The organism is Geobacillus vulcani PSS1 (assembly GCF_000733845.1).
GTDB classification, from domain to species: Bacteria; Bacillota; Bacilli; order Bacillales; family Anoxybacillaceae; genus Geobacillus; species Geobacillus vulcani.
In genome coordinates, this window is sequence record NZ_JPOI01000001.1 from 2,563,178 (window position 1) to 2,589,522 (window position 26,345).

The 26,345-nt window shown below is 50.7% G+C and carries 21 protein-coding genes and 2 pseudogenes; 21 read left to right on the top strand and 2 right to left on the bottom strand.

Features of this window, described 5'->3' with window-relative positions; translation table 11 throughout:
- Positions 1-84 precede the first annotated feature (84 nt).
- From N685_RS0113740 to N685_RS0113835, 17 genes and pseudogenes are all read left to right on the top strand, one after another.
- The gene (locus tag N685_RS0113740; protein ID WP_031409256.1) at positions 85-2,286 is read left to right on the top strand and encodes a dihydroxy-acid dehydratase domain-containing protein; all 2,202 of its coding nucleotides are present in this window, start codon (positions 85-87) and stop codon (positions 2,284-2,286) included.
- A 246-nt stretch (positions 2,287-2,532) separates the two neighbouring features.
- On the top strand, positions 2,533-3,435 hold the full coding sequence (locus N685_RS0113745; protein WP_031409258.1) for a fumarylacetoacetate hydrolase family protein: 903 nt from the start codon (positions 2,533-2,535) through the stop codon (positions 3,433-3,435).
- A 22-nt stretch (positions 3,436-3,457) separates the two neighbouring features.
- Positions 3,458-4,924, top strand: a complete 1,467-nt coding sequence (gucD, locus tag N685_RS0113750) for an alpha-ketoglutaric semialdehyde dehydrogenase GucD (RefSeq protein ID WP_031409260.1) — start codon at positions 3,458-3,460, stop codon at positions 4,922-4,924.
- A 146-nt stretch (positions 4,925-5,070) separates the two neighbouring features.
- On the top strand, positions 5,071-6,678 hold the full coding sequence (locus tag N685_RS0113755) for a glycoside hydrolase family 43 protein (protein WP_031409262.1): 1,608 nt from the start codon (positions 5,071-5,073) through the stop codon (positions 6,676-6,678).
- Positions 6,679-6,786: 108 nt separating this feature from the next.
- Positions 6,787-8,124: a xylose isomerase gene (gene xylA, locus N685_RS0113760; RefSeq protein ID WP_031409263.1), complete on the top strand. Its 1,338-nt coding sequence runs from the start codon at positions 6,787-6,789 to the stop codon at positions 8,122-8,124.
- A gap of 13 nt (positions 8,125-8,137) precedes the next feature.
- Entirely contained in the window at positions 8,138-9,637 is a 1,500-nt protein-coding gene (xylB, locus tag N685_RS0113765; protein WP_031409265.1) for a xylulokinase, read from the top strand.
- Positions 9,638-10,037: 400 nt separating this feature from the next.
- A pseudogene (locus N685_RS19620) lies at positions 10,038-10,343 on the top strand (nitronate monooxygenase); the annotation flags it as partial.
- A gap of 83 nt (positions 10,344-10,426) precedes the next feature.
- Positions 10,427-11,046, top strand: a pseudogene (locus N685_RS18460) (IS607 family transposase).
- Positions 11,030-12,214 carry an RNA-guided endonuclease InsQ/TnpB family protein gene (locus tag N685_RS0113780; protein WP_031409269.1) on the top strand — a complete coding sequence of 395 codons (1,185 nt, stop codon included), beginning with the start codon at positions 11,030-11,032 and terminating at the stop codon, positions 12,212-12,214. Before N685_RS18460 ends, N685_RS0113780 begins: the two are co-directional and overlap by 17 nt.
- 100 nt (positions 12,215-12,314) lie before the next feature.
- Positions 12,315-13,127 carry an NAD(P)H-dependent flavin oxidoreductase gene (locus N685_RS0113785; RefSeq protein WP_237746907.1) on the top strand — a complete coding sequence of 271 codons (813 nt, stop codon included), beginning with the start codon at positions 12,315-12,317 and terminating at the stop codon, positions 13,125-13,127.
- 105 nt (positions 13,128-13,232) lie between these two features.
- Complete coding sequence (locus N685_RS0113790; RefSeq protein WP_031409274.1) at positions 13,233-14,420, top strand: iron-containing alcohol dehydrogenase; 1,188 nt, start codon at positions 13,233-13,235, stop codon at positions 14,418-14,420.
- A 245-nt stretch (positions 14,421-14,665) separates the two neighbouring features.
- Positions 14,666-15,067, top strand: coding sequence for an acyl-CoA thioesterase (locus N685_RS0113800; protein WP_031409276.1), 402 nt, complete (start codon positions 14,666-14,668; stop codon positions 15,065-15,067).
- A 447-nt stretch (positions 15,068-15,514) separates the two neighbouring features.
- Positions 15,515-15,922: a DnaA N-terminal domain-containing protein gene (locus tag N685_RS0113805; protein WP_031409278.1), complete on the top strand. Its 408-nt coding sequence runs from the start codon at positions 15,515-15,517 to the stop codon at positions 15,920-15,922.
- A gap of 364 nt (positions 15,923-16,286) precedes the next feature.
- Positions 16,287-18,713 (top strand): nitrite reductase large subunit NirB, encoded by a 2,427-nt coding sequence (gene nirB / locus N685_RS0113815; RefSeq protein WP_031409279.1) that lies wholly within the window; start codon positions 16,287-16,289, stop codon positions 18,711-18,713.
- Between the two features lie 146 nt (positions 18,714-18,859).
- The gene (gene nirD, locus N685_RS0113825; RefSeq protein ID WP_031409281.1) at positions 18,860-19,180 is read left to right on the top strand and encodes a nitrite reductase small subunit NirD; all 321 of its coding nucleotides are present in this window, start codon (positions 18,860-18,862) and stop codon (positions 19,178-19,180) included.
- Positions 19,177-21,324, top strand: coding sequence for an assimilatory nitrate reductase catalytic subunit NasC (nasC, locus tag N685_RS0113830; protein WP_031409283.1), 2,148 nt, complete (start codon positions 19,177-19,179; stop codon positions 21,322-21,324). Before nirD ends, nasC begins: the two co-directional genes overlap by 4 nt.
- Positions 21,325-21,582: 258 nt before the next feature.
- Entirely contained in the window at positions 21,583-22,794 is a 1,212-nt protein-coding gene (locus tag N685_RS0113835; RefSeq protein ID WP_031409286.1) for a nitrate/nitrite transporter, read from the top strand.
- A 461-nt stretch (positions 22,795-23,255) separates the two neighbouring features.
- Here the strand turns inward: N685_RS0113835 and N685_RS19820 are convergent, their stop codons facing one another.
- Positions 23,256-23,393, bottom strand: coding sequence for a hypothetical protein (locus tag N685_RS19820; RefSeq protein WP_165570902.1), 138 nt, complete (start codon positions 23,391-23,393; stop codon positions 23,256-23,258).
- Entirely contained in the window at positions 23,353-23,568 is a 216-nt protein-coding gene (locus N685_RS19135; protein WP_071880186.1) for a Fur-regulated basic protein FbpA, read from the bottom strand. The genes N685_RS19820 and N685_RS19135 overlap by 41 nt, the downstream gene beginning before the upstream one ends.
- Positions 23,569-23,748: 180 nt before the next feature.
- Between N685_RS19135 and N685_RS0113845 the strand changes: the two genes are divergently transcribed.
- From N685_RS0113845 to celB, 4 genes are all read left to right on the top strand, one after another.
- Entirely contained in the window at positions 23,749-24,054 is a 306-nt protein-coding gene (locus N685_RS0113845; protein ID WP_031409288.1) for a MerR family transcriptional regulator, read from the top strand.
- A gap of 298 nt (positions 24,055-24,352) precedes the next feature.
- Complete coding sequence (locus N685_RS0113855) at positions 24,353-24,664, top strand: PTS sugar transporter subunit IIB (protein WP_013145220.1); 312 nt, start codon at positions 24,353-24,355, stop codon at positions 24,662-24,664.
- A 1-nt stretch (position 24,665) separates the two neighbouring features.
- Positions 24,666-24,998: a PTS lactose/cellobiose transporter subunit IIA gene (locus N685_RS0113860; RefSeq protein WP_011231348.1), complete on the top strand. Its 333-nt coding sequence runs from the start codon at positions 24,666-24,668 to the stop codon at positions 24,996-24,998.
- Positions 24,999-25,013: 15 nt separating this feature from the next.
- Positions 25,014-26,333 (top strand): PTS cellobiose transporter subunit IIC, encoded by a 1,320-nt coding sequence (gene celB, locus N685_RS0113865; protein ID WP_031409293.1) that lies wholly within the window; start codon positions 25,014-25,016, stop codon positions 26,331-26,333.
- Positions 26,334-26,345: the final 12 nt, after the last annotated feature.

Sequence of the window (26,345 nt, forward strand, 5' to 3'; positions counted from 1 at the left end):
TATGATGCTCAAATTTTTAGAGAGTCTCTTCATCGTACAGAATAAATAGGGATTCTCTATGGTTTTCGAAGGGGGGCAACTATTATGTCAACTGTTAAGTACTCCCATATTGAATGTAAGGTTAACCCATACCGCGATAATGTTCAAGGGAAGGCCAATGAGCCGATATGTGTAGCCGGGTTGCTCGACCGTTCAAAACAAATTTTAGGTTCCGAGTTAAAAGGGGTACAGCCAGACTGGACGTTGGAGGAAATCTACGATCGGCTGCACCATAACGCCCCCCGGATTGCGATTATAGGGGGATCGCCGGATCATCCTGCGCATATCATGGATTTTCAAACGATTGCCCGGGCAGCCATTCGGATTTGGCAAAATGGGGGAGTGCCGTTTCAATTTTCGACACCGGTCATGTGCGACGGAACGGCGCAGAGCAACCAAGGAATGAGCTACTCGCTGCAAAGCCGCAATGCGGTGGCGCAAATGATCGTGAACCAGCTGGAAGCTCACAGCTACCACGGCGCTTTTGTCATTCAAGGATGCGACAAGCAGCCGCTCGGTGTGGTCAGCGCCTTGGCGCATCTTGACCGTGTCCGCCGGGAACGGGGAGAGGCACCTTTCTTCGCCACCTTTGCGCCGGCGCATGTATTAAAAGGAGGGACGATTCCGCCCGAGTTGTATGCCGAACTGGAGGAAGTCGCCCATCGGGCGGAATTAGCCGGGGAAGAAGACATCGCGTACGATTTGCGGGATGCACTGGCATATATTTTGCAATGTACCTCCAATACTGCTTTCCAAGGGGTGCTCGAGCGGGCAAGAGGAAAAGGAATCATTACAAAAGAGCAGCACGAAGACTATGAAAAACGATTGGCCGTAGCGACATGCGACAGCCAAGGCGGCGTTTGCGCCTTTAACGGAACCGGCAACAGCTCTCGGCATTTGATCGCTGGATTAGGCTTGATTCATCCTGCTTTGGAACTGTTGGCGGCTCCGCCGACACAAGAACAGATTAACGCGGCCCTCGACAGCTTGGCTCATTTAATGAATGACCCGGTGTATGGAGTGGCCAATCTTATGGCGGCCAACATTAAAAACGCGATTCGCATTCATAGCGCTACCGGCGGATCAACGAACATTATGATGCATATTGTCGCGGCCATGCTTTATGGGGGATACCGGTTCGATTTGTGGGAGTACGACCGCATTCACCACGAAGTGCCCGTTCCTGATTTATTTGACTACAGCTTAACCGAAGGAAGAGATATTTTCGCGTTGGCGGTCCAATGCTGCAGCGGGAAAATAAGGGGAATGGAAACGGTATTCTACGAATTAATGAGCAATGGGGTGCCGATGGATATCGATGCCCCAACCGTCACCGGGACGACTTGGCGGGAAAGACTGGCCGTCAATCAGGCTCAGCTACCAGCCGAGAATGTTCAAACCAACCCCATCATTTTGTCCAAACCGAGACGGCCGTTCAGCGGAGTCGATGTTCTATCGGGGAATTTCTTTGAAAGTGCGGTCGTGAAAATCAGCGGCATGTCGACAAAACAAATAGATGAATTTGATAAGAAAATTGCTTTTGTCCTATATTACGAAAATGAGGACGAGGCGAATGAGGGGCTGCTTGATGTTGACTTGCTTGAAAAGTTGAAACAGAGCCGCTGTTTCCATCATCAGAGCTTGATCGCTGCATTGAAACATAACGCCCCGCACTTGTTTGAGGAATGGAAAGAGCGCGAATATGATGACTTGTTTGATGCCATGGCGAAAGAAGGGGCGTTGAAAATCGCGGTGGTCATCGCTGGCCAAGGACCGGAGGCGTTCGGCATGCCGGAAATGTTCACCCCGATGCAGCATATTAATGCGAACCGACAGTTAAAACGGATCGCGACGCTAATCAGCGATGGACGTTATTCCGGTGTCACATACGGGGCAGCTATCGGGCATATGACTCCTGAAGCCATTCGCGGCGGAGGGATTTTGTACTTAAAGACAGGAGATCTTCTATATATTGGCCTTCGCGAACGGAAAATCGAATTTGTCAATGAAGGAGCGTTCCAACATGGGAAACTAGTCTTCGAGTTTGAAAGGGTAAAACAGGAGAGAGCGGAAATCGCCAACCAACGCATGGCCAACATGCGTCAACGTCAACGGCGCATTGCGGCAAGCAACCGGCTAATCGGGCATACCGACGCTGCCCATGGGGTTGTCCCGCTCCATATTGCCGAAGAGGCGGTATATGATTACAAAAGGGATATCATTCTTCCGACAGTGAAAAAATCGTAATGGGTGGACCGAAGTGATTTATGCTTTTCAGTCTCCCATACGGTCAAGTATACTCCGGTCTTCTGCTAAAGTGAATGATACCGTGCTAAACGAGGAAATTCACCTGCTGCAAAGGGCAGCGGAACAAATCTCGAAAGAAATGGGATACGTCCAACAAGGCCATTTGTCAGTGTAATACGGCCATTTCTTTCTGACAAAACGATAAAACAGAGTTTTTTAATATAAAACAAATAAGGGGAGAGGCTTATGAGAGTGATCCGCTATGCAGAAGATTCACGTGTTGTATTGGCTGCGGTGACGGATGACAATGTCGTGCATCCACTTCCGTTTACGGATTTCATGGATGTGGTCCGCGAGGCCAAACATCACCAAATGTCGACTTTTCGCTACATCCAAACATTCATTAGCGGGAAACAAGGAATTGAAAACGAGATGGCCGAGCTGAATCTGCTCGTTCCGATTGTCGCCCCTGAGGTATGGGCTTCGGGAGTCACCTATGAAAAAAGCCGTGAGGCAAGGAACTATGAAACATCAGAAAAAATAGCGGGCCAAGAAACGTGTTACGATCGGGTATATAACGCGGAAAGGCCGGAGATCTTTTTTAAATCCACCGCGGCCCGAACGGTCGGCCCGAACGCCCCCATTTATTTGCGGAGCGATTCGAACTGGCAAATTCCTGAGCCCGAGTTAGGGCTGGTGATTACGAAGGAAGGCGAAATTGTTGGTTATACGATTGGGAACGACATGAGCTGTCGGGACATCGAGGGGGAAAACCCGCTGTATTTGCCGCAAGCGAAAATATGGAAACATTCATGCGCCATTGGACCTGCCATCCGCCTTGCGGAGACGGTGGAAGATCCATATAACCTGCCAATCATTTGCCGCATCTATCGCAATGATCAACTCGTTGTGGAAGAGAGAGCCAATACTAAACAGTTGAAACGAAGATACGATGAGTTAGTGTCTTTCCTGATGCGTGACAATGAAGTGTTCGACGGTACAGTATTGTTGACGGGAACATGTATTGTCCCACCGGATCAGTTCACTCTTGAAGACGGGGATCGAATTGAAATTGAGATCCCTAGTATTGGGGTGTTGTCCAATCCGGTTAAATCGTTAACCCAACAAGCCGTTGCTAATAAAAGTTAAAAGGAGAAGGGAAGAAGAGAAGATGACGGTACAAACGGAAATCAAAACGTATTTGAACTACATTAACGGCAAGTGGGTCAGCTCAGTGAGCAATAACGTAGAACCGAGCATCAATCCGGCGAATCGACATGACATCGTCGGATACGTTCAACGTTCGACGCTAGAGGATTTAAATGAGGCAGTGGCTGCAGCGAGAGAGGCACAAACAGCATGGTGGAAACGATCTGGAGTCGAGCGAGGGGAGTATTTGTATAAAGCGGCTCAAATTTTAGAACAACGTCTTCAGGACATTGCCGAAACGATGACAAGGGAAATGGGAAAAACTCTGGCAGAAGCAAAAGCGGAGACGATGAGAGGCGTTCATATACTGCGTTACTATGCGGGGGAAGGGGTCCGAAAAATCGGTGATGTGATCCCGTCGAGCGACAGCGAGGGGCTCCTGTTTACGACCCGCGTTCCGCTCGGAGTCATTGGGGTCATTTCACCATGGAATTTTCCTGTGGCGATTCCAATCTGGAAAATGGCGCCGGCGCTTGTGTATGGAAATACGGTTGTGCTCAAACCTGCAAGCGAAACGGCGGTGACGGCGGCGAAGGTGATCGAATGCTTCCATGAGGCAGGTTTCCCAAAAGGGGTCGTCAATATGGTTTGCGGTTCCGGATCGGTCATTGGCCAAGGGATCGCGAATCACCCGGGAATTGATGGCGTCACGTTCACCGGTTCGAACACGGTTGGAAAGCAAGTGGGAAGAGCGGCGTTTGAGCGCGGGGCCAAATATCAGCTCGAGATGGGCGGAAAAAACCCGGTCATTGTGGCTAAAGATGCTGATTTGGAACTGGCGGTCGAAGGCACGATCAGCGGCGGTTTGCGTTCGACAGGACAAAAATGTACAGCGACGAGCCGTGTCTTTATTGAGCGGGAAGTGTATGAGGCGTTTAAAGAAAAACTTCTCGAACGGGTGAAGCAGCTGAAAATTGGAAACGGACTGGACGCTGAAACATGGATGGGGCCGTGCGCGAGCGAATCGCAATTCCATACGGTTTTGTCCTATATTGAAAAAGGAAAGGCAGAAGGAGCCAAGCTCATTTACGGTGGCAACCGATGCCTCGAAGGAGAACTGGCCAACGGCTTTTATGTCGAGCCAACGATTTTTGAAGACGTCGATATCCAAATGACGATTGCCCGCGAAGAAATCTTCGGCCCTGTACTGGCGTTGATTCAAGTGGACAGCATTGAAGAGGCCATTCAGCTTGCGAATGATACGGAGTACGGATTGAGCGCCTCGATTTATACGAAGAATATTGGGAATGTTTTGGAATTTATTAAAGACATTGAGGCAGGGCTGATCAAAGTCAACGCAGAAACGGCAGGAGTCGAGTTTCAAGCGCCGTTTGGCGGAATGAAGCAATCGAGCTCCCATTCACGGGAACAAGGGCAGGCGGCCATCGAGTTTTTCACATCGATTAAAACGGTATTTATTAAAGCTTAGGTAAGTAAGGTTTCATTGATTTTCACTTAGAAGCAGGGGGAGGCGATCCATGAGCAATGATGTTCATGACTAGTTGGCAGGCAATGCCTGCTCATGGACGCCTTTCTTCGAAAAGGTTAAATTTCATCTTTTTAGGAGGATTAGAAATGGCCAAAATCAAAAACCCTATTTTAACCGGCTTTCATCCCGACCCGTCCATTTGCCGGGTGGGAGATGATTATTACATTGCCGTTTCGACGTTCGAATGGTTCCCTGGGGTGAGAATTTACCATTCGAAAGATTTAAAAAATTGGCGTTTAGTAGCGCGCCCGTTAAACCGGTTAAGTCAATTGAATATGATAGGAAATCCGGATTCTGGAGGAATTTGGGCTCCGCACTTGTCGTATAGCGACGGGAAATTTTGGCTTATTTATACGGATGTGAAAGTCGTCGAAGGACAGTGGAAAGATGGCCATAACTATCTCGTGACGTGTGATACGATCGATGGCGAATGGTCGGATCCGATTTATTTGAATAGCTCTGGGTTTGACCCGTCTCTCTTTCACGATGAGGATGGAAAAAAATACTTGGTGAACATGTATTGGGATCATCGGGTCGGCCACCACCCGTTTTATGGTATTGTGCTACAAGAATACAGTGTGAAACAGAAAAAATTGGTTGGTGAGCCGAAGATCATTTTCAAAGGAACAGACCTGCGAATTACAGAAGGACCTCATTTGTATAAAATCAATGGGTATTATTATTTATTGACGGCGGAAGGGGGGACGCGGTACAACCATGCGGCAACGATTGCCCGGTCAACCTCGCTCTATGGGCCATATGAGATGCATCCGGACAATCCGTTGCTTACGTCTTGGCCTTATCCGCGCAACCCGCTGCAAAAGGCTGGTCATGCTTCGATTGTCCATACTCATACGGATGAGTGGTTTCTCGTGCACTTAACCGGCCGGCCGCTACCAAGGGAGGGCCAGCCGCTGCTCGAACATCGCGGTTATTGTCCGCTCGGACGTGAAACGGCGATTCAGCGGCTTGAATGGAAAAATGGATGGCCTTATGTGGTCGGGGGAAACGGTCCTTCGTTAGAAATTGACGGGCCGAACGTTAAAGAAGTTCCGTGGGAAAACGATTACGATGAAAAAGATGATTTTGATGGTGATACATTAAACCACCATTTTCAAACATTACGAATTCCTTTAGGGGAAGACATCGCTACCTTAAAGGCCCGTCCGGGACATTTGCGGCTGTACGGAAGAGAATCGCTCACTTCCCGGTTTACGCAGGCGTTTGTCGCCAGACGATGGCAGCATTTTACCTTTGTTGCGGAAACGAAAGTCGCGTTTCGTCCGACGACTATCCAACAATCGGCTGGGCTCGTGAACTACTATAATACGCAAAACTGGACAACGCTGCAATTGACATGGCATGAGGAAAAAGGACGGATTCTCGAGTTAATGGCGTGCGACCATCTTGTTGTTGACCAGCCGTTGCGCGGTCAAGAAATTGTCGTCCCTGATGATGTCGAGTATGTGTATTTACGGGTGAACGTACAAACGGCCACGTACAACTATGCGTACTCTTTCGATGGGGTGAATTGGAGAGAGATTCCCGTCACCTTTGAATCGTATAAACTGTCAGACGACTATATCAAAAGCCGCGCGGCGTTTACCGGGGCGTTTGTCGGCATGCATTGCCGGGACGGTTCAGGACAAAACAACTACGCCGATTTCGACTACTTTTTGTACAAAGAATTGTAGAATACTTTGTTTATATGATAGACAAACAAATGTGAAAGCGTTATAATAAAACCGAAGCAAGCCATTTTCGCTGATTGAACTTGATTCATGATGAAGGGGGACCTAGGCATGGCTTATTTTCCGAATATCGGCAAGATTGCGTATGAAGGGCCGGAGTCGCGCAATCCGTTGGCGTTTAAGTTTTATAATCCAGAAGAAAAAGTCGGCGACAAAACAATGGAGGAGCATTTGCGCTTTTCAGTGGCCTATTGGCATACGTTTACGGGGGATGGGTCGGATCCGTTTGGCGTCGGCAATATGATTCGTCCATGGAATAAGTACAGCGGCATGGATCTGGCGAAGGCGCGCGTCGAGGCGGCGTTTGAGCTGTTTGAAAAGCTGAACGTTCCGTTTTTCTGCTTCCATGACGTCGACATCGCTCCAGAAGGGGAAACGCTCAGCGAGACGTACAAAAATTTGGATGAAATTGTCGATATGATTGAAGAATACATGAAAACAAGCAAAACGAAGCTGCTTTGGAATACGGCGAACTTGTTCAGCCATCCGCGCTTCGTTCACGGGGCGGCGACGTCGTGTAACGCTGACGTGTTCGCCTATGCGGCGGCAAAAGTGAAAAAAGGGTTAGAGATCGCGAAGCGGCTCGGGGCGGAAAACTACGTGTTCTGGGGCGGACGGGAAGGTTATGAGACGCTGCTGAACACGGATATGAAACTGGAGCTTGACAATTTGGCCCGCTTCTTGCATATGGCGGTCGACTATGCGAAAGAAATCGGTTTTGACGGTCAGTTTTTGATCGAGCCGAAGCCGAAGGAGCCGACGAAGCATCAATACGATTTTGACGTGGCCACGGCGCTGGCGTTCTTGCAAACGTACGGGCTCAAGGATTACTTCAAATTCAACATCGAAGCGAACCATGCGACGTTGGCGGGCCATACGTTTGAACATGAGCTGCGCGTCGCCCGCATCCACGGCATGCTCGGTTCGGTCGATGCGAACCAAGGTGATACGCTGCTTGGCTGGGATACGGACGAATTCCCGACCGATTTGTATACGACGACGTTGGCGATGTATGAAATTTTGCAAAACGGCGGCCTTGGGCGCGGCGGCTTGAACTTTGACGCGAAAGTGCGGAGAGGCTCGTTCGAACCGGAAGATTTGTTCTACGCACATATCGCCGGGATGGACAGCTTTGCGATCGGTTTAAAAGTCGCCCATCGCTTGCTGGAAGACCGCGTGTTTGAACAATTCATCGAAGAGCGGTACAAAAGCTATACGGAAGGCATTGGCCGCGAGATCGTCGAAGAAACGGCGGACTTCCACAAGCTGGAGCAATACGCGTTGCAGCTTGGCGACATTCGCAATACGTCCGGACGTCTTGAGCGCTTGAAAACGTTGCTGAATCAATATTTGCTCGAAGTCAGCGCGCCGAGTGGATCTCGTTCGTGAAAGAGGGATGAGCGTGGAATATGTCATTGGCGTCGATTTAGGAACAAGTGCGGTGAAAGTGTTGCTTGTCGACCGCAATGGGCAAGTCAGAGGGGAATGGACCGAGTCCTATCCCCTCTACCAGCCGCATTCCGGCTATAGTGAGCAGCGCCCGGACGATTGGGTGGAGAAGACGATTACGGCGTTGCGCTGCGTTTGGGAAACGGCGGGCATTTCTCCGGAGTCGGTCGTGGGCTTGAGTTTTTCCGGGCAAATGCACGGGCTTGTGTTGCTTGATGGCGACGGGAACGTCGTGCGCAACGCGATTTTATGGAATGACACACGAACGACAGCCGAGTGCCGGGAAATTGAAGCGAAAGTCGGTCGAGAGACGCTGCTTGCGGCGGCGAAAAATGAGGCGCTCGAAGGGTTTACGCTGCCGAAACTGTTGTGGGTGAAAAACCATGAACCCGAGCTGTATGAACGGGCGCGGACGTTTTTATTGCCCAAAGACTATGTCCGTTTCCGTTTGACCGGGCAGATCGCGATGGATGTATCCGATGCGGCGGGGACGTTGTTGCTGGATATCGAAAAGAAAACATGGAGCGAGGAGATTGCCCGGGCGGTGGATGTCGACCTTTCGCTTTGCCCGCCGCTTGTTGAGGCGACGGCATGGGTCGGGACGCTGCGTCCGGAGGTGGCGGAACAGACCGGGCTGCCGGCGTCGGTGAACGTGTTCGCCGGCGGGGCGGACAACGCTTGCGGCGCGGTGGGCGCCGGCATTTTGGCGGAAGGGAAGATGATGTCAAGCATCGGCACATCCGGCGTCGTCTTGGCGTATGAGCAAAGCGGGGAAAAAGATTTCGCTGGACGAGTGCATTACTTCAACCATGCCGAGCCGAACGCCTACTATATTATGGGGGTGACGCTGGCGGCGGGCTACAGCTTTGACTGGTGGAAGCGGACGTTTGCCGAGGACGTGCCGTTTGCCGAGATCGTCAAGCGCGCCGCTGAGTCGCCGATTGGCGCCAACGGCTTGTTGTTTACGCCATATTTGGTCGGCGAGCGGACGCCTTATGCCGACGCCGATATTCGCGGGTCGTTTGTCGGCGTGGATTCGGCGCAGACGAAATGGGATTTCGCCCGCGCGGTCATCGAAGGCATTACGTTCTCGCTCAACGAGTCGGTTGAGATCATCAAAGCGAGCGGCAAAACGATCGATTCGGTCGTCTCGATCGGCGGCGGGGCGAAAAGCGCTGAGTGGCTGCAAATCCAAGCCGATATTTTCGGCATCCCGGTGGAAAAACTGAAAAACGAACAAGGGCCGGGACTGGGCGCCGCGATGATCGCCGCCTGCGGCGTCGGCTGGTTTGATTCGCTCAAGGAATGCGCCGACGCGTTCAAACAAGTCGATTCCATCGTCGAACCGCGGCCGGATGCGGTGGCGAAATACAAAGAGCTGTTCGCCATTTACCGCGAGGTTTACCCTCAGACAAAGGAACTATCGAAAAGACTAAAGGCGTTTCGCCCGTGACGGCAAAACTTCCCCGAACCCATTGGCGGCTTGGGGAGTTTTTTTGTTTGTTCAAGCAAGATGACCCGCTAGGTTTGTCGAAAGGAGAACGGGAAAGGGGAGGGCGAAACCTGGACATTCAAAAAAGTTTAAAAATCTTCCCTGTTTCTTTGACTCGGATGACAACTAGAAGGATGGTGATTGATGTGAGGGAATGCATTTTCTCCAATCGATAAGCCGCACAAAACCTAGTCTTTGCTTCTTTCCGCAATCACGGTTTGATGGGGAAGTGAAGGTTTTTCACCGTCCTTCTAGACATATTGATTCGCTAAGAGGCAGGAATTCCCTGCGCGGAGCACGAAAGAGTAAAGGGAAGTCAACGAAGATACGGCAGTTACGGATAGGAGAGGGGAGATCAATCATGTTCTCTACACTTCCCGTCCCCATCATCCAGGCGCCGATGGCAGGCGGCGTGTCAACGCCCGAACTGGCTGCGGCGGTGTCGAACGCCGGGGGGCTTGGGTTTTTGGCTGGCGGGTACAAGACGGCGGAAGCGATGAGGACAGAAATTCACAAGTTGCGGGCGCTAACGGACCGTCCATTTGGGGTGAATGTGTTTGTGCCGGGGGATAAAGTGGTCGATGGAGAGGCGCTTGGCCGCTATCGCGCCGTATTGGCGGCTGAGGCGGAACGGCTCGGCGCAACAGTCGGCGAGCCGAAATGGGAGGTGACACACAGTTGAAATAAATTTATAAAATTTCGTAAAACTCTATATACAATTTATAAAAACTATGTATATAGGTGATAATTGTGAAGTATTACAGTATAGGACAATTTGCCAAACTAATAGGGAAAACAGAGCACACATTAAGAAATTGGGATAAATCTGGTGTATTAAAACCTGCATATGTTGCGCCATCGGGGTTTAGATATTACTCACAAGAACAGCTCAATCATTTTCTTGGTATAAAAAACATTGAACGAGAAAGAAAAATTGTAGGCTATTGCAGAGTATCAAGTAACAAACAAAAAGATGATTTAGAAAGACAAGTTCAATATGTTAAAGAATACATGATCGCAAGAGGTTATCGGTTTGAAATTATAACTGACATAGGAAGCGAAATTAATTACAACAAAAAAAAGGATTAAATCAATTAATTGATATGATAACGAATTCAGAAGTTGAGAAAGTAGTTATTCTATACAAAGACAGATTGGTTAGGTTTGGGTATGAGTTAATAGAAAATATTTGCCAAAAGTATGGAACTACTATTGAAGTAATAGACAACACAGAAAAAACAGAAAAGCGAGAGTTAGTTGAAGATTTAATTCAAATAATCACAATGTTTCGTTGTAAATTGCAGGGGAAAAGAGCGAATAAAGCCAAGAAAATGATTCAGGAGTTGGTAAAAGATGATCAAGACTTATAAAGTCATGCTTTTACCAAACAATAAGCAAAGAACAAAGTTATTTGAGTGTGCAGGCGTATCCCGATGGGCATATAATTGGACGTTGGCTACACAACAAGAAAACTACAAAAATGGCGGAACGTTTTTAAACGATCGTGAATTGAGAAAAATATTGACACAATTAAAAAAGCAAAAAGAATACGCTTGGCTTAACCATTACTCAAATAATATAACAAAACAAGCGATTAAAGATGCTTGTCAAGCGTACAAAAACTTCTTTGAAGGCAGGACAAAGTTTCCAAAATTTAAGTCAAAAAAGAGAAGTAAACCAAGTTTTTATCAGGACACAGCAAAAATAAAAATCACAAAAACGCATGTAAAACTGGAAAAGTTGACTACTTCGAAGAAAAAGAACAAGCAAACATTGAATGATGTTAAGTTGGCTGAAAAAGGCAGAATACCAACAGGGAGTAATATAAAATATTTCAACCCAAGAATCATATTTGACGGAATAAACTGGTCGCTCACTGTAGGAGTAGAACAAGTCGAAAACAAGAGTCCAAATTATACTGATGGCATAGGCATCGATTTAGGGGTGAAACATTTAGCTGTCGTTAGCAACGGGCAGAGGTTTCGCAATATAAACAAATCAAACAAAGTGAAGAAGTTGAAGAAAAGGCTGAAACGGTTGCAACGCAAACGGTCAAGGAAATATGAGAAAAATAAAATAAAAACAGAAGGAGGTGAATACCGTTACAGAAAAACAAACAATATAAAGAAGTTGGAATTCCTTGTTCGAAAGACCTACCGAAGGCTGAAACACATCAGGCACAATTCTATTCATCAAATCACTGCATCTTTGGTGAAAACCAAGCCAGAGTATGTAGTCATGGAGAGCTTAAATACTCATGGAATGCTAAAGAACAGAAAGCTATCGAAAGCCATCCAAGAGCAAACATTCCACGAGTTTAAAAGGCAAATGGAATATAAGTGTGTTTGGAATGGGGTCAAGTTGATACTTGCCGATCGATTCTTTCCTTCGTCTAAAACTTGTAGCCATTGTGGGGCTGTAAAAGATAAACTTTCTTTATCAGAAAGAACGTTTGTATGCGATGAATGTGGAAATAAAATAGATAGGGATGTGAACGCAAGTATAAACTTAAAAAAATATGGTAAGTCAATAGCCTAGCACGAAAAGCGGTTATTGACATGTACCCATTCGTTAGTGGGGAGTTTAAGCCTTCGGAGCACCACATCCAACGAGAGTAGCTTTGGCGAAATCGGGTGCGATGAACAAGGAAAGAAACATAGGTCTTTATAAGATTTTTAACTATCTTATAAAGCCTTATAAGTTTTCTGTAACGGACGACGATTGGGAAGCGAAACTGGATGTGCTGCTTCAGGAGCGGGTGCCGGTCGCGAGCTTTACGTTTGGCTGCCCGGACAAAGCGGTGATCGCCGGCTTGCAGAAAGCTGGGGCGTTTGTGATCGTGACGGTGACATCGGTGGAAGAGGCCCACATTGCGTCTGAAGCCGGGGCGAATGCGCTGTGTGTGCAAGGGGCGGAAGCGGGCGGGCATCGCGCGTCGTTTCGCAACGATCCAAAGCAGGATGAGGCGATCGCGTTGTTCCCGTTGTTGGCCGACGTGCGCGCTTCGGTTCGGCTCCCGCTTGTGGCGGCGGGCGGGATCATGGACGGGCGCGGCATTGCGGCGGCGCTCAAAGCAGGGGCGAGCGCGGTGCAGCTTGGGACGGCGTTTTTGCGCTGCCCGGAAAGCGGGGCGCATCCGCTCCATAAGCAAGCGCTTGCCGATCCGCGGTTTACCGAAACGGCTATGACACGGGCGTTTACCGGCCGGCCGGCGCGCGGGCTGGCGAACCGCTTTATGGCCGAATATCGCGATCTAGCGCCGGCGGCGTATCCGCACGTGCACCATATGACGAAGCCGCTGCGCGCTGCCGCCGCCAAGGCGGGCGATCCGGAACGGATGTCGCTTTGGGCTGGAGAAGGATACCGGCTGGCGCGGGAACTTCCGGCGGCGGAGCTTGTCAAGGAACTGAAGCGGGAGCTGGAGGAAGCTTGGCAAGATCGTGCATTTTAGCTTGTGTTGCGTTGCCGCGAGCAGGTGAACCAGGAAGCCGTTTGTTCCAATACGGCACAGTGTCCATTATTCCTAAAAAATGTTGAATAAGGGGGAGAGGGAACTATGACCGTAGCCCGCATTGTGTTTCCGCCGCTCAGCCATGTCGGCTGGGGGGCGCTTAAGCATTTGGTTCCGGAAGTGAAGCGGTTGGGAGCGAAACAAATTTTAGTGATTACTGACCCAATGCTTGAGAAAATCGGCCTTGTCGAGCAAGTGACGTCTCCACTCCAGCAAGCAGGGTACGGCGTACACGTATATACCGACGTTGTGCCCGAACCGCCGCTTGCGACGGGGGAAAAGGCGGTGGCGTTTGCCCGCGATGGGGAGTTCGATCTTGTCATCGGCGTCGGTGGCGGCAGCGCGCTTGATTTGGCGAAACTAGCGGCCGTTTTGGCGGTGCATGACGGTTCGGTTGCCGACTACCTAAACTTAACGGGAACGCGGGCGCTCGAGAAAAAAGGGCTGCCGAAAATTTTGATTCCGACGACATCAGGCACCGGGTCGGAAGTGACGAACATCTCTGTCTTGTCCTTAGAAACGACAAAAGATGTCGTGACGCACGATTACTTGTTGGCCGATGTGGCCATCGTCGATCCGCAGCTGACCGTTTCCGTTCCGCCGCGGGTGACGGCCGCAACCGGGATTGATGCGCTCACCCATGCGGTCGAAGCGTACGTGTCGGTCAACGCGAGCCCGACATCGGATGGGTTGGCGATCGCGGCCATGCGCCTCATTTCTCGCTCATTGCGCAAAGCGGTGGAAAAGGGAACGGACAAACAGGCGCGCACGGATATGGCGAACGGTAGTTACCTAGCGGGTTTGGCGTTTTTCAACGCCGGGGTGGCCGGCGTGCATGCGCTCGCGTATCCGCTCGGCGGACAGTTTCATATCGCCCATGGCGAATCGAACGCCGTGCTTTTGCCGTATGTGATGGGCTACATTCGTCAAAGTTGCACGAAACGAATGGCTGATATTTTAAACGCGCTCGGCGGCAACTCGAGCTTTTTGTCCGAAGTGGAAGCGTCGTATCGGTGCGTCGAGGAGCTCGAGCGCATCGTCGCCGACGTCGGCATTCCGAAGACGCTGGGCGGATTCGGCATCCCGGAAAGCGCGTTAGAAAGCTTGACGAAAGATGCTGTCCAACAGAAACGGCTGCTCGCCCGCAGTCCGCTGCCGCTGTTGGAAGCCGACATCCGCGCGATTTACGAAGCCGCGTTTGCCGGGACGATCGTCGAGCCGAACCAAGAATGAGGAAGAAATACAGGGGCTGTTGTTTGGCTCCTGTATTTTTTTGTTTGGAAAGCGAAAGTGGTTTTCCATGTTTGGGTTTACGGCTTTTTTCGCTCAAAAGGCAACATTTTCCGCATTTTCTTGACGGTGAAGAAGGAATTTTCGCCTCTTGAAGCGAACGAATATACATCAATCGTCTCGATTCGACAAAAAGAGAACGACAACGAGCTGGAATACATTTGAGGTGTTTTTAGGGAGGAAAGAGGATGTTTACGACGGTCATCACGCCGCGCGTGTCGGAAACGGACGGTGTCGGTCATATTAACAACACGACGGTGCCTGTTTGGTTTGAAGCCGGTCGGCATGAAATTTTCAAACTGTTTACGCCGGATTTGTCGTTTCGGCGCTGGCGGATGGTAATCATCCGCATGGAAGTCGACTATGTCAATCAAATGTATTACGGACAAGATGTGACAGTGTACACCGGTATTGAGCGTATTGGCAACACAAGCCTTACTATTTATGAGGAAATCCATCAAAATGGGGCGGTTTGCGCTAAAGGGCGGGCGGTGTATGTCAATTTCAATTTTGAGACGGGACGTCCTGAACGGATTCCGGATGACATTCGCAGCGCGTTGCGTGAGCATCTTTGGCAGCCGAACGAATAGGGAAGAAGGCGGCTGCCAAAGAGGTTTTGATCAGCCTTCTAGAAGGCTAATGAACCGATGGTTACTGGACGCCAAGCAGCGGCATGTTGTCCAAAAAAAAAAACGGATTCGATAAGGTTTCTTTCGGTGAAAAATAGTGGAGTCTGGCCGTATGTTGCCCAACATGCCCCGCTTTCTAGAAGGCTGGTGATTTCATCGTGGATACGGCTTTACAATGTCATTTCTCAACTAGAAAAACCTTGTTGCATCGGTCCTGCTTTTCACTCATTCTCCGATTAATGAAGGGAATCCGCGGTTTTTCACCAGCCTTCTAGGGGAGCGAATGGTGAACTTCGCCCATAGCGCGACGCAAACGTCATGTTTTCTCATCACGAATTCTTCGTTTTGCATCGTTTCGTCCCATCACTGTTGAGTTTTGCTCATTTTCTAGCGGAAGGAGGAAGAGAAGTGAAGGAACATACGCTGTTGTGGGAACAGGTCAAAGCCAAGCTCGCGCAAAAATTGTCTGGCGCCTCTTTTGATGCTTGGTTCGCATCGACGTCTGCGACGGTGGATGAAGACTGGCTGATTATCGAATGTGTGAACGAGATTCAATGTGAATGGCTGCAAATCAGATACGGCGAACTGATCGGCGAGACGGTGCGCGAGGTGTTTGGCCGCGAGATGCGCATTTTCGTGTCCGTCTGCGGCGAGCGGCAGCAAATCGAGAAGCGGCTTGAACAGCGGCACGGCGTTCCCATGACCTTTCGCCAATATATGACCCGGCTTGAGCAGCAAGTGGATGAGCTTGAGCGGCGCATTGACCACTATGCGCGAATCATTGATGAGCTGTTCGCGTCCCGCCCGATCCACTGATGATCCCCTATGAGCAACCTCCAACGAGAAGCGGCCTTCGCATGATCGAGCGGAAGCCGCTTTTTTGTGCGCATTTTCATGTAATAAAAAGTCACTTTATTATGATACATCCGTATATTGATCTGATTTTTTATGCCATTATTCATTTTTAATGTTAAAAATATGTTATATAAGTTTACAAATAAAATGCATACTTCGTTTTTTACGTGATATGATGTGCACAACCAAGGCAAAGGAGGAACATGATGATGCCGCAAACAAGAGCGATCGGGCTGTGGGAGTTGATGGTGATGGTGATCCGGCTATGGCTGCACCGTTGACAGCGAAATTGCGTAACATCGAACGAAGGCGGAGGGATGACGACATGAAACGAAAATTAGTGTTAGTCGGCAACGGCATGGCGGGAGTTCGTTGCATCGAGGAGATTTTAAAACTCAATCGTGAGGCGTTTGAGATTACGATTTTTGGCAGCGAGCCGCATCCGAACTATAACCGGATTTTGTTGTCCAAGGTGTTGCAAGGGGATACGTCCATTGATGAGATTACCTTGAACAGTTGGGAATGGTACGAACAAAACGGCATTCGACTGTTTGCTGGCGAAACGGTGACGGACATTGATCACGAAGAGCAGCTCGTCCGGACCGACCGCGGGCGGGTAGTCGAATACGATGAATTGATTTTAGCTACGGGCTCGAACCCGTTTATCTTGCCGGTGCCGGGGGCGGATTTGCCTGGGGTGACGGCGTTTCGCGATATCCAAGATTGCGAGCGGATGATCGAATATGCGAAGACGTACAAAAAAGCGGCGGTCATCGGCGGGGGGTTGCTTGGTTTAGAGGCCGCGCGCGGCCTGCTTAACTTAGGGATGGACGTCGATGTCATCCATATCTTCGATTATTTAATGGAGCGTCAGCTTGATCCGACCGCTTCGAAGCTGTTGCAGCGGGAACTCGAGAAACAAGGGATGAACTTTTTGCTTCGCAAAGAGACGGCCGAATTGTTCGGCAACGGCCGCGTGGAAGGAGTGCGATTTAAGGACGGTACGTCCATTGCCGCTGACTTGGTGGTGATGGCGGTCGGCATTCGTCCGAATGTTGATTTAGCGCGGAGAAGCGGAATCGCGGTGAATCGAGGGATTATCGTCAACGATTATTTAGAAACGAATGTGCCGCACATTTACGCGGTCGGTGAATGCGCGGAACATCGCGGTGTTGTTTATGGGCTCGTCGCTCCGCTTTATGAGCAGGGGAAAGTGCTGGCACAAGTGATTTGCGGCCGAAAAGGAAAGTCGTACGAAGGGTCGGTTGTCTCGACTCAACTGAAAGTGTCAGGCGTCGATGTGTTCTCAGCCGGCGAGTTTATGGACGGTGAGGGCACGGAATCGATCAAGTTGTATGATGAAGCGCGCTCGGTGTACAAGAAAGTCGTCGTTCGCGAAGGGAAAATCGTTGGCGCCGTGCTGTTTGGCGATACGAGCGAAGGAAGAAAACTATTGGATATGATCCAGCGCGGTGATTCGCTTGAGGCGCTTTCTCTTTCGTTATTGGCGCCAGCTTCATCGGGAGGAAAAGAAAGCCTTGTGGCGACGATGGCGGATACCGATGTCGTCTGTGGCTGCAACGGGGTGACAAAAGGTGCGATTTGTCAGGCGATTGCCGAACACGGGCTCAAGACGGTCGCTGAGGTGCGCGACTATACGAACGCGTCCCGCTCATGCGGCGGGTGTAAAGGGCTTGTCGCCGAACTGCTTGAGCATATGCTCGGTGAAGAAGTGAATCGGTATACGGTGAAAGAAACGATCTGCGGCTGCACGAACTTAAGCCGTGAGGAAGTGATTGCAGCGATCAAAGAAAAACGGCTGATGACGGTCAAAGAAGTCATGAGCGTATTGGGATGGAAAAAAGAAGAAGGTTGTTCCAAATGCCGTCCGGCGCTCAATTATTACTTAGGCATGTTGTATCCGGGTGAGTACGACGAAGAAGTGGAATCGTTGTTTGTCAATGAGCGGCTGCATGCCAACATCCAGGCGGATGGCACGTACTCCGTTGTGCCGCGCATGTACGGCGGGGTGACGACAGCCGAGCAGCTGCGGAAAATTGCCGATGTCGCAGAAAAATACAACGTACCGATGATTAAGCTCACAGGAGGGCAGCGCATTGACTTGCTTGGAGTGAAAAAAGAAGATTTGCCGCGCATTTGGGCCGATCTCGGCATGCCGTCCGGCTACGCCTACGCCAAGGCGCTGCGGACGGTGAAAACGTGCGTCGGCAAGCAGTTTTGCCGCTTTGGCACGCAAGATTCGACCGGGCTTGGCATCCGGATGGAACAAACATTTGAACGGCTGAAAACGCCGCATAAAGTGAAAATGGCGGTGTCCGCCTGCCCGCGCAACTGCGCCGAATCGGGCATTAAAGACGTTGGCGTTGTCGGTGTGGAGGGGGGCTGGGAAATTTATGTCGGCGGCAACGGCGGCACCCATTTGCGTGCGGCTGACTTGCTTTGCACGGTCAAGACGGAAGAAGAAGTGATGGAGATGACCGGCGCGTTTTTGCAATATTACCGGGAGTCCGCGCATTATTTGGAGCGGACGTCCAAATGGGTCGAGCGCGTCGGACTTGAGCATATCCGCGAAGTGCTGTTCGATGTGGAAATGCGCCGCGCGCTGCTTGAACGGCTTCACAAAGCCCTTTCGGCGACAAAAGATCCGTGGCGGGAAATCGTCGAAAACGAGAGACTGCAACAAACGTTGTTCTGCGATCTCGGCGACAAAGAGCCGGTGCCGGTCGAATGAAAGGGAATGGCGGCGGACGGAAAGACGGGCGGGCAAAAAAGCCGGTTGCTTCCGCCGTCCGGCGTTATCCAGCATTTTAGCGGAGAGAAAAAAGGCTGCCCGACAGGTTGGCGCTTGACTATGCATCCATGCGAGGAGATGAAGTGATGATGAGAGTAAAAGTGGGAACAATCGAACAGTTGCCGAAACGGCTTGGAAAATGCGTGCACATCGGGGTGCTGGAGCTTGCTTTATTCCGTACCCAAGATGATCGAGTATACGCCGTCGAAAACCGTTGTCCGCATAAAGGAGGGGATCTGTCGCAAGGCATTGTCAGCGGCGAGTATGTGTTTTGCCCGCTTCATGATTGGAAAATTTGCTTAAGAGACGGTCAGGCGCAGGCGCCGGATGAAGGGTGCGTCAAAACGTACCGCGCGACGGTGGAAGACGGCTGTGTATATGTCGAGTTGCAGGAAACGGGTGAATGACGATGACGAATGAATTGCTGCGCTACTTTCGCGCCAAGGAAAAAGAACGGGCGTCGGAAACGGCCGCCGCGACCCAATGTCCGTTTTGCAGCGTCCAGTGCACACTTCAGCTGGTGGAGGAGCGGATTGTAGAACGGCGCCGCTACAAGGCGGTCCCGATCGACAACCCGACGTCCAACGGCCGCCTTTGTTTAAAGGGGATCAACGCTCACCAGCACGCTTTGCATCCCGAGCGGCTGTTGTTTCCGCTTGCCAAAGTGGACGGCCGGTTTGTGCGCGTCAGTTGGGAGGAGGCGCTTTCGCTAATCGTGGAACGAATCATCTCGATTCAAAAGAAAGATGGAGTCGATGCGTTTGCTGTTTACGGCGGCGGATCCTTGACGAACGAGGAGGCGTATTTGCTTGGGAAATTTGCCCGCGTGGCGCTCAAGACACGGCATATTGACTACAACGGCCGCTTTTGCATGTCGGCGGCTGCGGCTGCGATGAACGACGCATTCGGCCTTGACCGCGGGTTGACGAATCCGTTGTCCGATATTCCGCTGGCTCAGACGATCATTTTGGTTGGGACCAATATCGGCGAATGCCAGCCGACGTTGATGCCGTATGTTTACGAAGCGAAGAAAAACGGAGCGTTTCTCATCGTGGTGGATCCGCGGGAAACGAAAACGGCGGCGTTGGCCGATTTGCATCTGCCGCTCAAGCCGGGAACGGATGCGGCATTGGCCGTCGGTGTAGGAAAAGTGTTGATCGAAGAAGGATATATCGATGAAGCGTTCGTGCGCGAGCGGACGGTTGGGTTTGCCGAATGGAAACGGCACGTGGAAGCGATGGATATGGACGAGATCGTCCGGATGACCGACGTGCCGGCTGAGAAGATCCGTTTGGCGGCACGGAAGTACGGGGAGGCACCGGAAGCGATCGTGCTCACCGCGCGCGGCCTGGAGCAGCAAGCGGACGGCTATGCAGCGGTCAGACAATGGATTAACGCCGTATTGGCGACAGGCAAAATCGGTCGGCCCGGTTCAGGATTTGGTTCGATCACCGGGCAAGGGAACGGACAAGGCGGCCGCGAGCATGGACAAAAAGCCGACCAGCTCCCGGGTTATCGAAGCATTGAGCATCCGGAACACCGACGGTATATTGCGAGCGTATGGGGCGTTGCGCCGGATGAACTGCCGAGAAAGGGGGTGTCAGCGTATGAAATGATGCAAAAAATCGATGCGGGCGAGATTACCGGACTGTTTGTCATGGGATCGAATCCCGTCGTCTCCAGCCCGAATGCCGCGTTTGTCGCTAGAGCGCTCAAGAAGCTTAAGTTTCTTGTCGTTGCCGATATGTTTTTGTCGGAAACAGCCGAGCTGGCGGATCTCGTGTTGCCTGTTTCGTCGTATTTGGAAGATGAAGGGACGGTGACGAACGTCGAAGGGCGGATATGCTTGCGGCCGGCGGCTCGGAAGCGTCCTGGGGAGGTGAAACATGATTGGGAAATTTTATGCGCGATTGCTCACAAGCTTGGCAAGGGCCGCTACTTTTCCTTTGCGTCAGCTGAAGAGATTTTCAACGAACTGCGGCTGGCGAGCCGCGGCGGCAAAGCGGACTATTATGGTGTGACATATGAGCGGCTGCGCCGTGAACGCATCTACTGGCCGTGTCCGGAGGTCTCGCATCTCGGCACCCCAAGGTTATTCACGGATCGATTTGCTCACCCAGATGGCAAGGCGAGGTTTGCGGTTTTGTCGTTTCGGACAGACAAAGAGGAGACGGATGAATGGTATCCGCTTTACTTAACGACAGGTCGGGTGCTCGTTCATTATTTGAGCGGAACGCAGACGCGACGCAGTCCAGCGCTGGCGGCGCGGCAGCCGGAGGCGACCGTCGAGATCCACCCGAGGACGGCGAAGCGATACGGAATCGGTCCAGGGATGCTTGTACGCATTGAAACGCGGCGCGGTGCGGCGGTCGCCCGCAGCCGTTACAATGATCAAATTCGCGAGGATACCATCTTTGTCCCATTCCACTGGAGCGGCCTGCAACAAATTAACAACGTCACGTCCGATGAACTGGATCCGCATTGCCGGATGCCGGCGTTTAAGCGGTGCGCAGCTCGGGTGCGGCCGGTTGTTGATTTAGGGAGAAATTAACTGCCAAGGGCCGCCGGATGATTCATGTAGAGAAAACAGCCTTCTGTCCTCCATCGACAGTTTAGGGAACCGCACTCATCAAGGTTCGCGAGCGGGGAACGCTATGGTGATGGATCTGCTAAATCGCCGACTTTTTCAATGAATAACGAATGCAGAAAAAAACTTCCCGGCAATACGGCGGGAAGCAGGTGGAGAAATCGCTTTCATTCCCATTATAGCATAAGGGAACTTCCATGCCAAGGGGGAGGTCGAGAGAAGATGGTGAAGAAATCGTTTTGGCGTGTGGGGCATGCGCGGACGCTTTTGTCGTCGTTTTTGTACTTTGATATTAGTTTCATGATTTGGAACTTGCTTGGCGCGCTTGGTGTATTTGTCGCCGAGTCGTTTGCGCTCACGCCGGCGGAAAAAGGGATGATGGTCGCCATTCCCGTGTTGGGAGGGGCGCTGCTTCGCATTCCGATGGGGCTGCTCGCCGACCGCTGGGGCGGAAAGCGGGCTGGTCTGCTCGGCATGGCGGTGACGGCTGTGCCGCTTGTGTGGGGGTGGCTGTTTGCTGACCATATGTCGGATGTGTATGCTCTTGGATTTTTGCTTGGAGTAGGTGGAGCTAGTTTCGCTGTTGCTTTGCCCCTTGCAAGCCGCTGGTATCCGAAAGAATATCAAGGGCTGGCCATGGGGATTGCTGGGGCCGGAAACAGCGGGACGGTGCTGGCAACGCTGTTTGGTCCGCGGCTGGCGGAGGCGTATGGTTGGAATGCGGTGTTTGGATTGGCGCTCGTACCGCTTGTTGTTGTCTTTCTTCTATTCGCCTGGCTGGCGCGTGAATGTCCAACAGCGGTGAAGCCCGTTTCATTGCGTGAATACGGAGCCGTCCTCCGTCGAAAAGAAGCATGGCTGTTTTGTTTCTTCTACAGCTTGTCATTCGGTGGATTTGTCGGATTGACGGGTTACTTGGGCATTTTCTTCTTTGATGAGTATGGTGTCAGCAAAATCGCGGCCGGCGATTTCGTCACCGCCGTCGTGTTTGCTGGCAGTTTGATCCGCCCGATTGGCGGTTATATCGCTGACCGGATCGGCGGAATGCGGCTTCTTTCCTTGTTGTTTGCCGTTGGAGCGGTTTTGCTTGCGTTCATCGGCACATTGCCGCCCCTTTTCATCGTGTTCGGATTGATGGTCGCTCTCTTCCTTTGTTTTGGCGCCGCGAACGGCGCGTTGTTCCAAGTTGTTCCCACATGGTTTCCGAAAGAGGTCGGCTTGTTGACGGGCATCATCGGGGCGGCCGGCGGGTTGGGAGGGTTTTTGTTGCCGAACGTGCTCGGGGCAATGAAGCAGTGGATCGGTTCTTCGGCGTATGGATTTTGGCTGTTTGCCATTGTTCTGGGGGGTGCTATGTTGACGGCGCGCCGCTTACAAACGCGGGCGGCAGAGGCTGTTCCTCTTGGAAAAGATACGGTTGAGCGCTCTGGATAATAGGAGCGGTTGCTAGAGAGGAGGAAAGAGGAAGTGTGTGTGCTAGGTGTTGATCGCACAACGGCTGAGTAGCTGGTGCATGCTGCCCATCAAATCTACCCGTATTCGAAAACGGTCCGCGGCAATATTGAAGGTAACGCTTTCCGTCAAAGAATAACGAGCATCAGAGAAGGTGTCCCCTAACGATGTGGTGTTGGGGCACCTTCTGCTTGTGGGGCGCTCGTTCGTTTGCCAGCGGCTTAATCAGCAGAATCGTTTCTCCTGTGACATCATCCGTTATCTGTTGGCGTAAGCGTGCAGATGAAGGAGTGGGCGCTTCGTTGCAAACAGTAAACGATCTTTTGGGCGGGTGGCCGAGGAGTCGGGCAATTGTCTTCTTTGTTGCTTGGTGAGGGCAACGGACGTGAACTACTCACCATTTAGCTAATGCTTGAGGTGGGAGACTTCTTTCCGAAATTACGTTAAAGTCGGTTTTGGAAAAAACGGAGCAGCTCCTCAGCCCGGTTTCCAACAAGTTGGATCAGCTGTTCAAACATGGCATCGCGTTGCAGATCGAGCTCAATGATGCGTTTCGCCAGCTCGAGCGCTTTTTCGTTCATGGAACTGGCCTCCTTTCATGGTCCAGATTGGTCTGAATCGTTCGTATTCGCGGCGCAATTCCGCTATCGTCCAGTGTTCCAGCTGTGCTGGATCATCGGTCAAACCCACTCGCAGCAGTTGGTTAATATAAAACTGTTTTTGTTGTTTTACTGCCTGTTGCATCCATTTCCCCATGTCGCTCCCTCCCTGTTTTTACCTTTACGATACCACCTTTTTCTTTAGTGTACAGCGAATGTGTTAAGCTCATTTACAGGAAATTTAAAAAATATGTTAATTTTATTTACAAAAGTTAACGAGGTGCCATGATTTTTTGTATAATTGTGTTAGAAAATGTAACGTATAGAGGTGAGGAAAATGACTGCTCATCCACAAGAGGATCATTACAAATATAAAAAAGTTATTTCGATCGGTGTCGTCAGCGAACTGACCGGGCTGTCGCAGCGGCAAATTCGTTATTACGAGGAACGGAAGCTGGTGTTCCCTGACCGTTCCAAAGGAACTCGCAAATATTCATTCGCCGATGTGGAGCAGTTGATGAAAATTGCCAATCAACGCGAGGAAGGTGTATCGACTTGGGAAATCCGTCAAGAGATGACGAAAGAGCTGCGCGAGCGGATGTTAAAAGGGCAAATGAACGCGCATTTTCGGAGGCGTTCCTAGGGGTGCGGACAGATTCGAATTTTGGACGCATCCCCTGCTTGGAAGCAGAGCATGCGGAAAACCGCCTGGCCGTGTGCCAACAGGATGTAAACACAGCGGCGTTTGTCCAATAATAAGAGCATAGTTGCTTGGCGCGCACAGAGATTCGTGCGCGCTTTTTTTGTTGCAGGATCAAAAGGTTGGTTTAAAAATATTAATCTTTTTTGTTAAATGACTAGACAAATAAAATTAAATGTATATAATTTAAATTGAAAACGATATCATTTGTTTTACTCAATGCAAAGAGGAGGAATGAACCATGAAACGGATTTTATTGGCGTGCAGTTCTGGAATGTCGACAAGCTTGCTAGTGACGAAAATGCAGGAGTATGCCAAATCCGTCGGTGAGGAGGCAGAGATTTGGGCGGTCGGTCAAGATCAGGCAAAAAAAGAGATGGCCAAAGCCGATGTCGTCCTTATTGGTCCACAAATGAGCTTTTTGAAAGGGGAATTGCAAAAAGAAGCGCAAAAATACGGCATTCCAGTCGATGTCATTGACATGGTGGCTTATGGGATGGCGGATGGCAAAAAAGTGTATGAGCAGGCATTAAAATTGATGGGGGACAAGTAAGATGGAAAAAATCGATGTCAATCAACTCACCAATGAACAAGTCGCTTTCCAGTTGATTTTGCATAGCGGCAATGCCCGCAGCAAAATCGTCCAAGCCATCCGTGAATACCGGACCGGACAGGTCGGAGAAGCGGAGCGGCTGATTCAAGAAGCAGAGCAAGACTTAAGCATCGCCCATGATGTCCATTTCCAACTTATTCAAAAAGAGGCCAGCGGCGAGCAAACAAATATTACGTTGCTTCTCATGCATGCCGAAGATCACGTCATGTCGACGCTGGCGATGAAAGAAGTTGTCAAAGAAATGCTCGCACTGTTGAAGGAACGAAACGTATAAAAGGAGGATGGCAGCATGAACCAAGCATTATTCGAAAAATTAAGCAAAGTTCTCGTTCCGATCGCTGGAAAGTTGAACAATAGCCGTTATTTGCAAGTGTTGCGCGATGCGTTTATGTTGGCGTTTCCGTTGACGATTTTCGGTTCAATCGCGGTCGTCATCGCCAACTTGCCGTTTTTGGACAAGGTGATGAGTGAAAACAGCCTCAATGCGCTTAAAGAGATGCTCGGTGTTGCCCCAAATGCAACAATGGGTGTAATGACGATTTTCGTCGTGTTTGGTATTGGCTATTATTTGTCGAAAAGTTATGAAGTCGAAGGGGTTTTTGGCGGTGCGATCGCGTTAGCTTCTTTTCTCTTGTTGACGCCATTCGTTTTGCAGGTTGAGGGGAAAGAAGCTGTGCAAGGAGTCATCCCGCTCGACCGCCTAGGAGCGAAAGGGATGTTTCTTGGCATGGTTACCGCATTTACTGCTGGTGAAATTTACCGGAAGGTTGTGCAAAAAAATATTACAATCAAAATGCCAGCCGGGGTGCCGCCGGCGGTTGCGAAGTCGTTTGCCGCGTTGATTCCAGCCGTGGTCACCCTGACCTTCTTCCTCGTCGTCAATATCATTGTAACACAAATTTTTAAGACAAACATGCATGATGTCATTTACAATGCAGTGCAAGCACCGCTTGTCGGGCTGGGAAGCGGCATTATTCCAACGCTGATCGCGATTTTTGTCACGCAAATTTTGTGGTTTTTCGGGCTACACGGGCAAATCATCATTAACTCGGTGATGGATCCGATTTGGAACACACTGTCGCTCGAAAACTTAAATGCGTATACAAAAGCGGGGGAAGTTCCGCATGTCGTCAGCAAACAGTTTATTGAAATTTACACGGTCGGCATGGGCGGAACGGGAATGACGCTTGCTGTCATTTTCGCCATCTTGCTCTTTATGAAGAGCAAGCAAATGAAGCAGGTGGCTAAGCTCGGGCTCGGACCCGGAATCTTTAACGTCAATGAACCGATTATTTTCGGTTTGCCGGTCGTGATGAATCCGCTCGTCATCGTCCCGTGGATTTTGGCGCCGATGGTCGTCACGTTGGTGACCTATTTGGCAATGTCCTCAGGCCTTGTACCGCCGCCTAACGGCGTAGCGGTGCCATGGACGGTGCCGATTTTCATCAACGGCATTATGGCGACGAACTCGCTGGCCGGCGGATTGCTGCAAGTGGTCAATTTCCTGATTGTGCTTGTCATTTGGTTTCCATTCTTAAAGTTCATTGACCGGATGAACTTGCAAAAAGAGCGGGAAGAGGGGCAAGACGCTGCGAAAAGTGCATCATAACGATACAGCAAA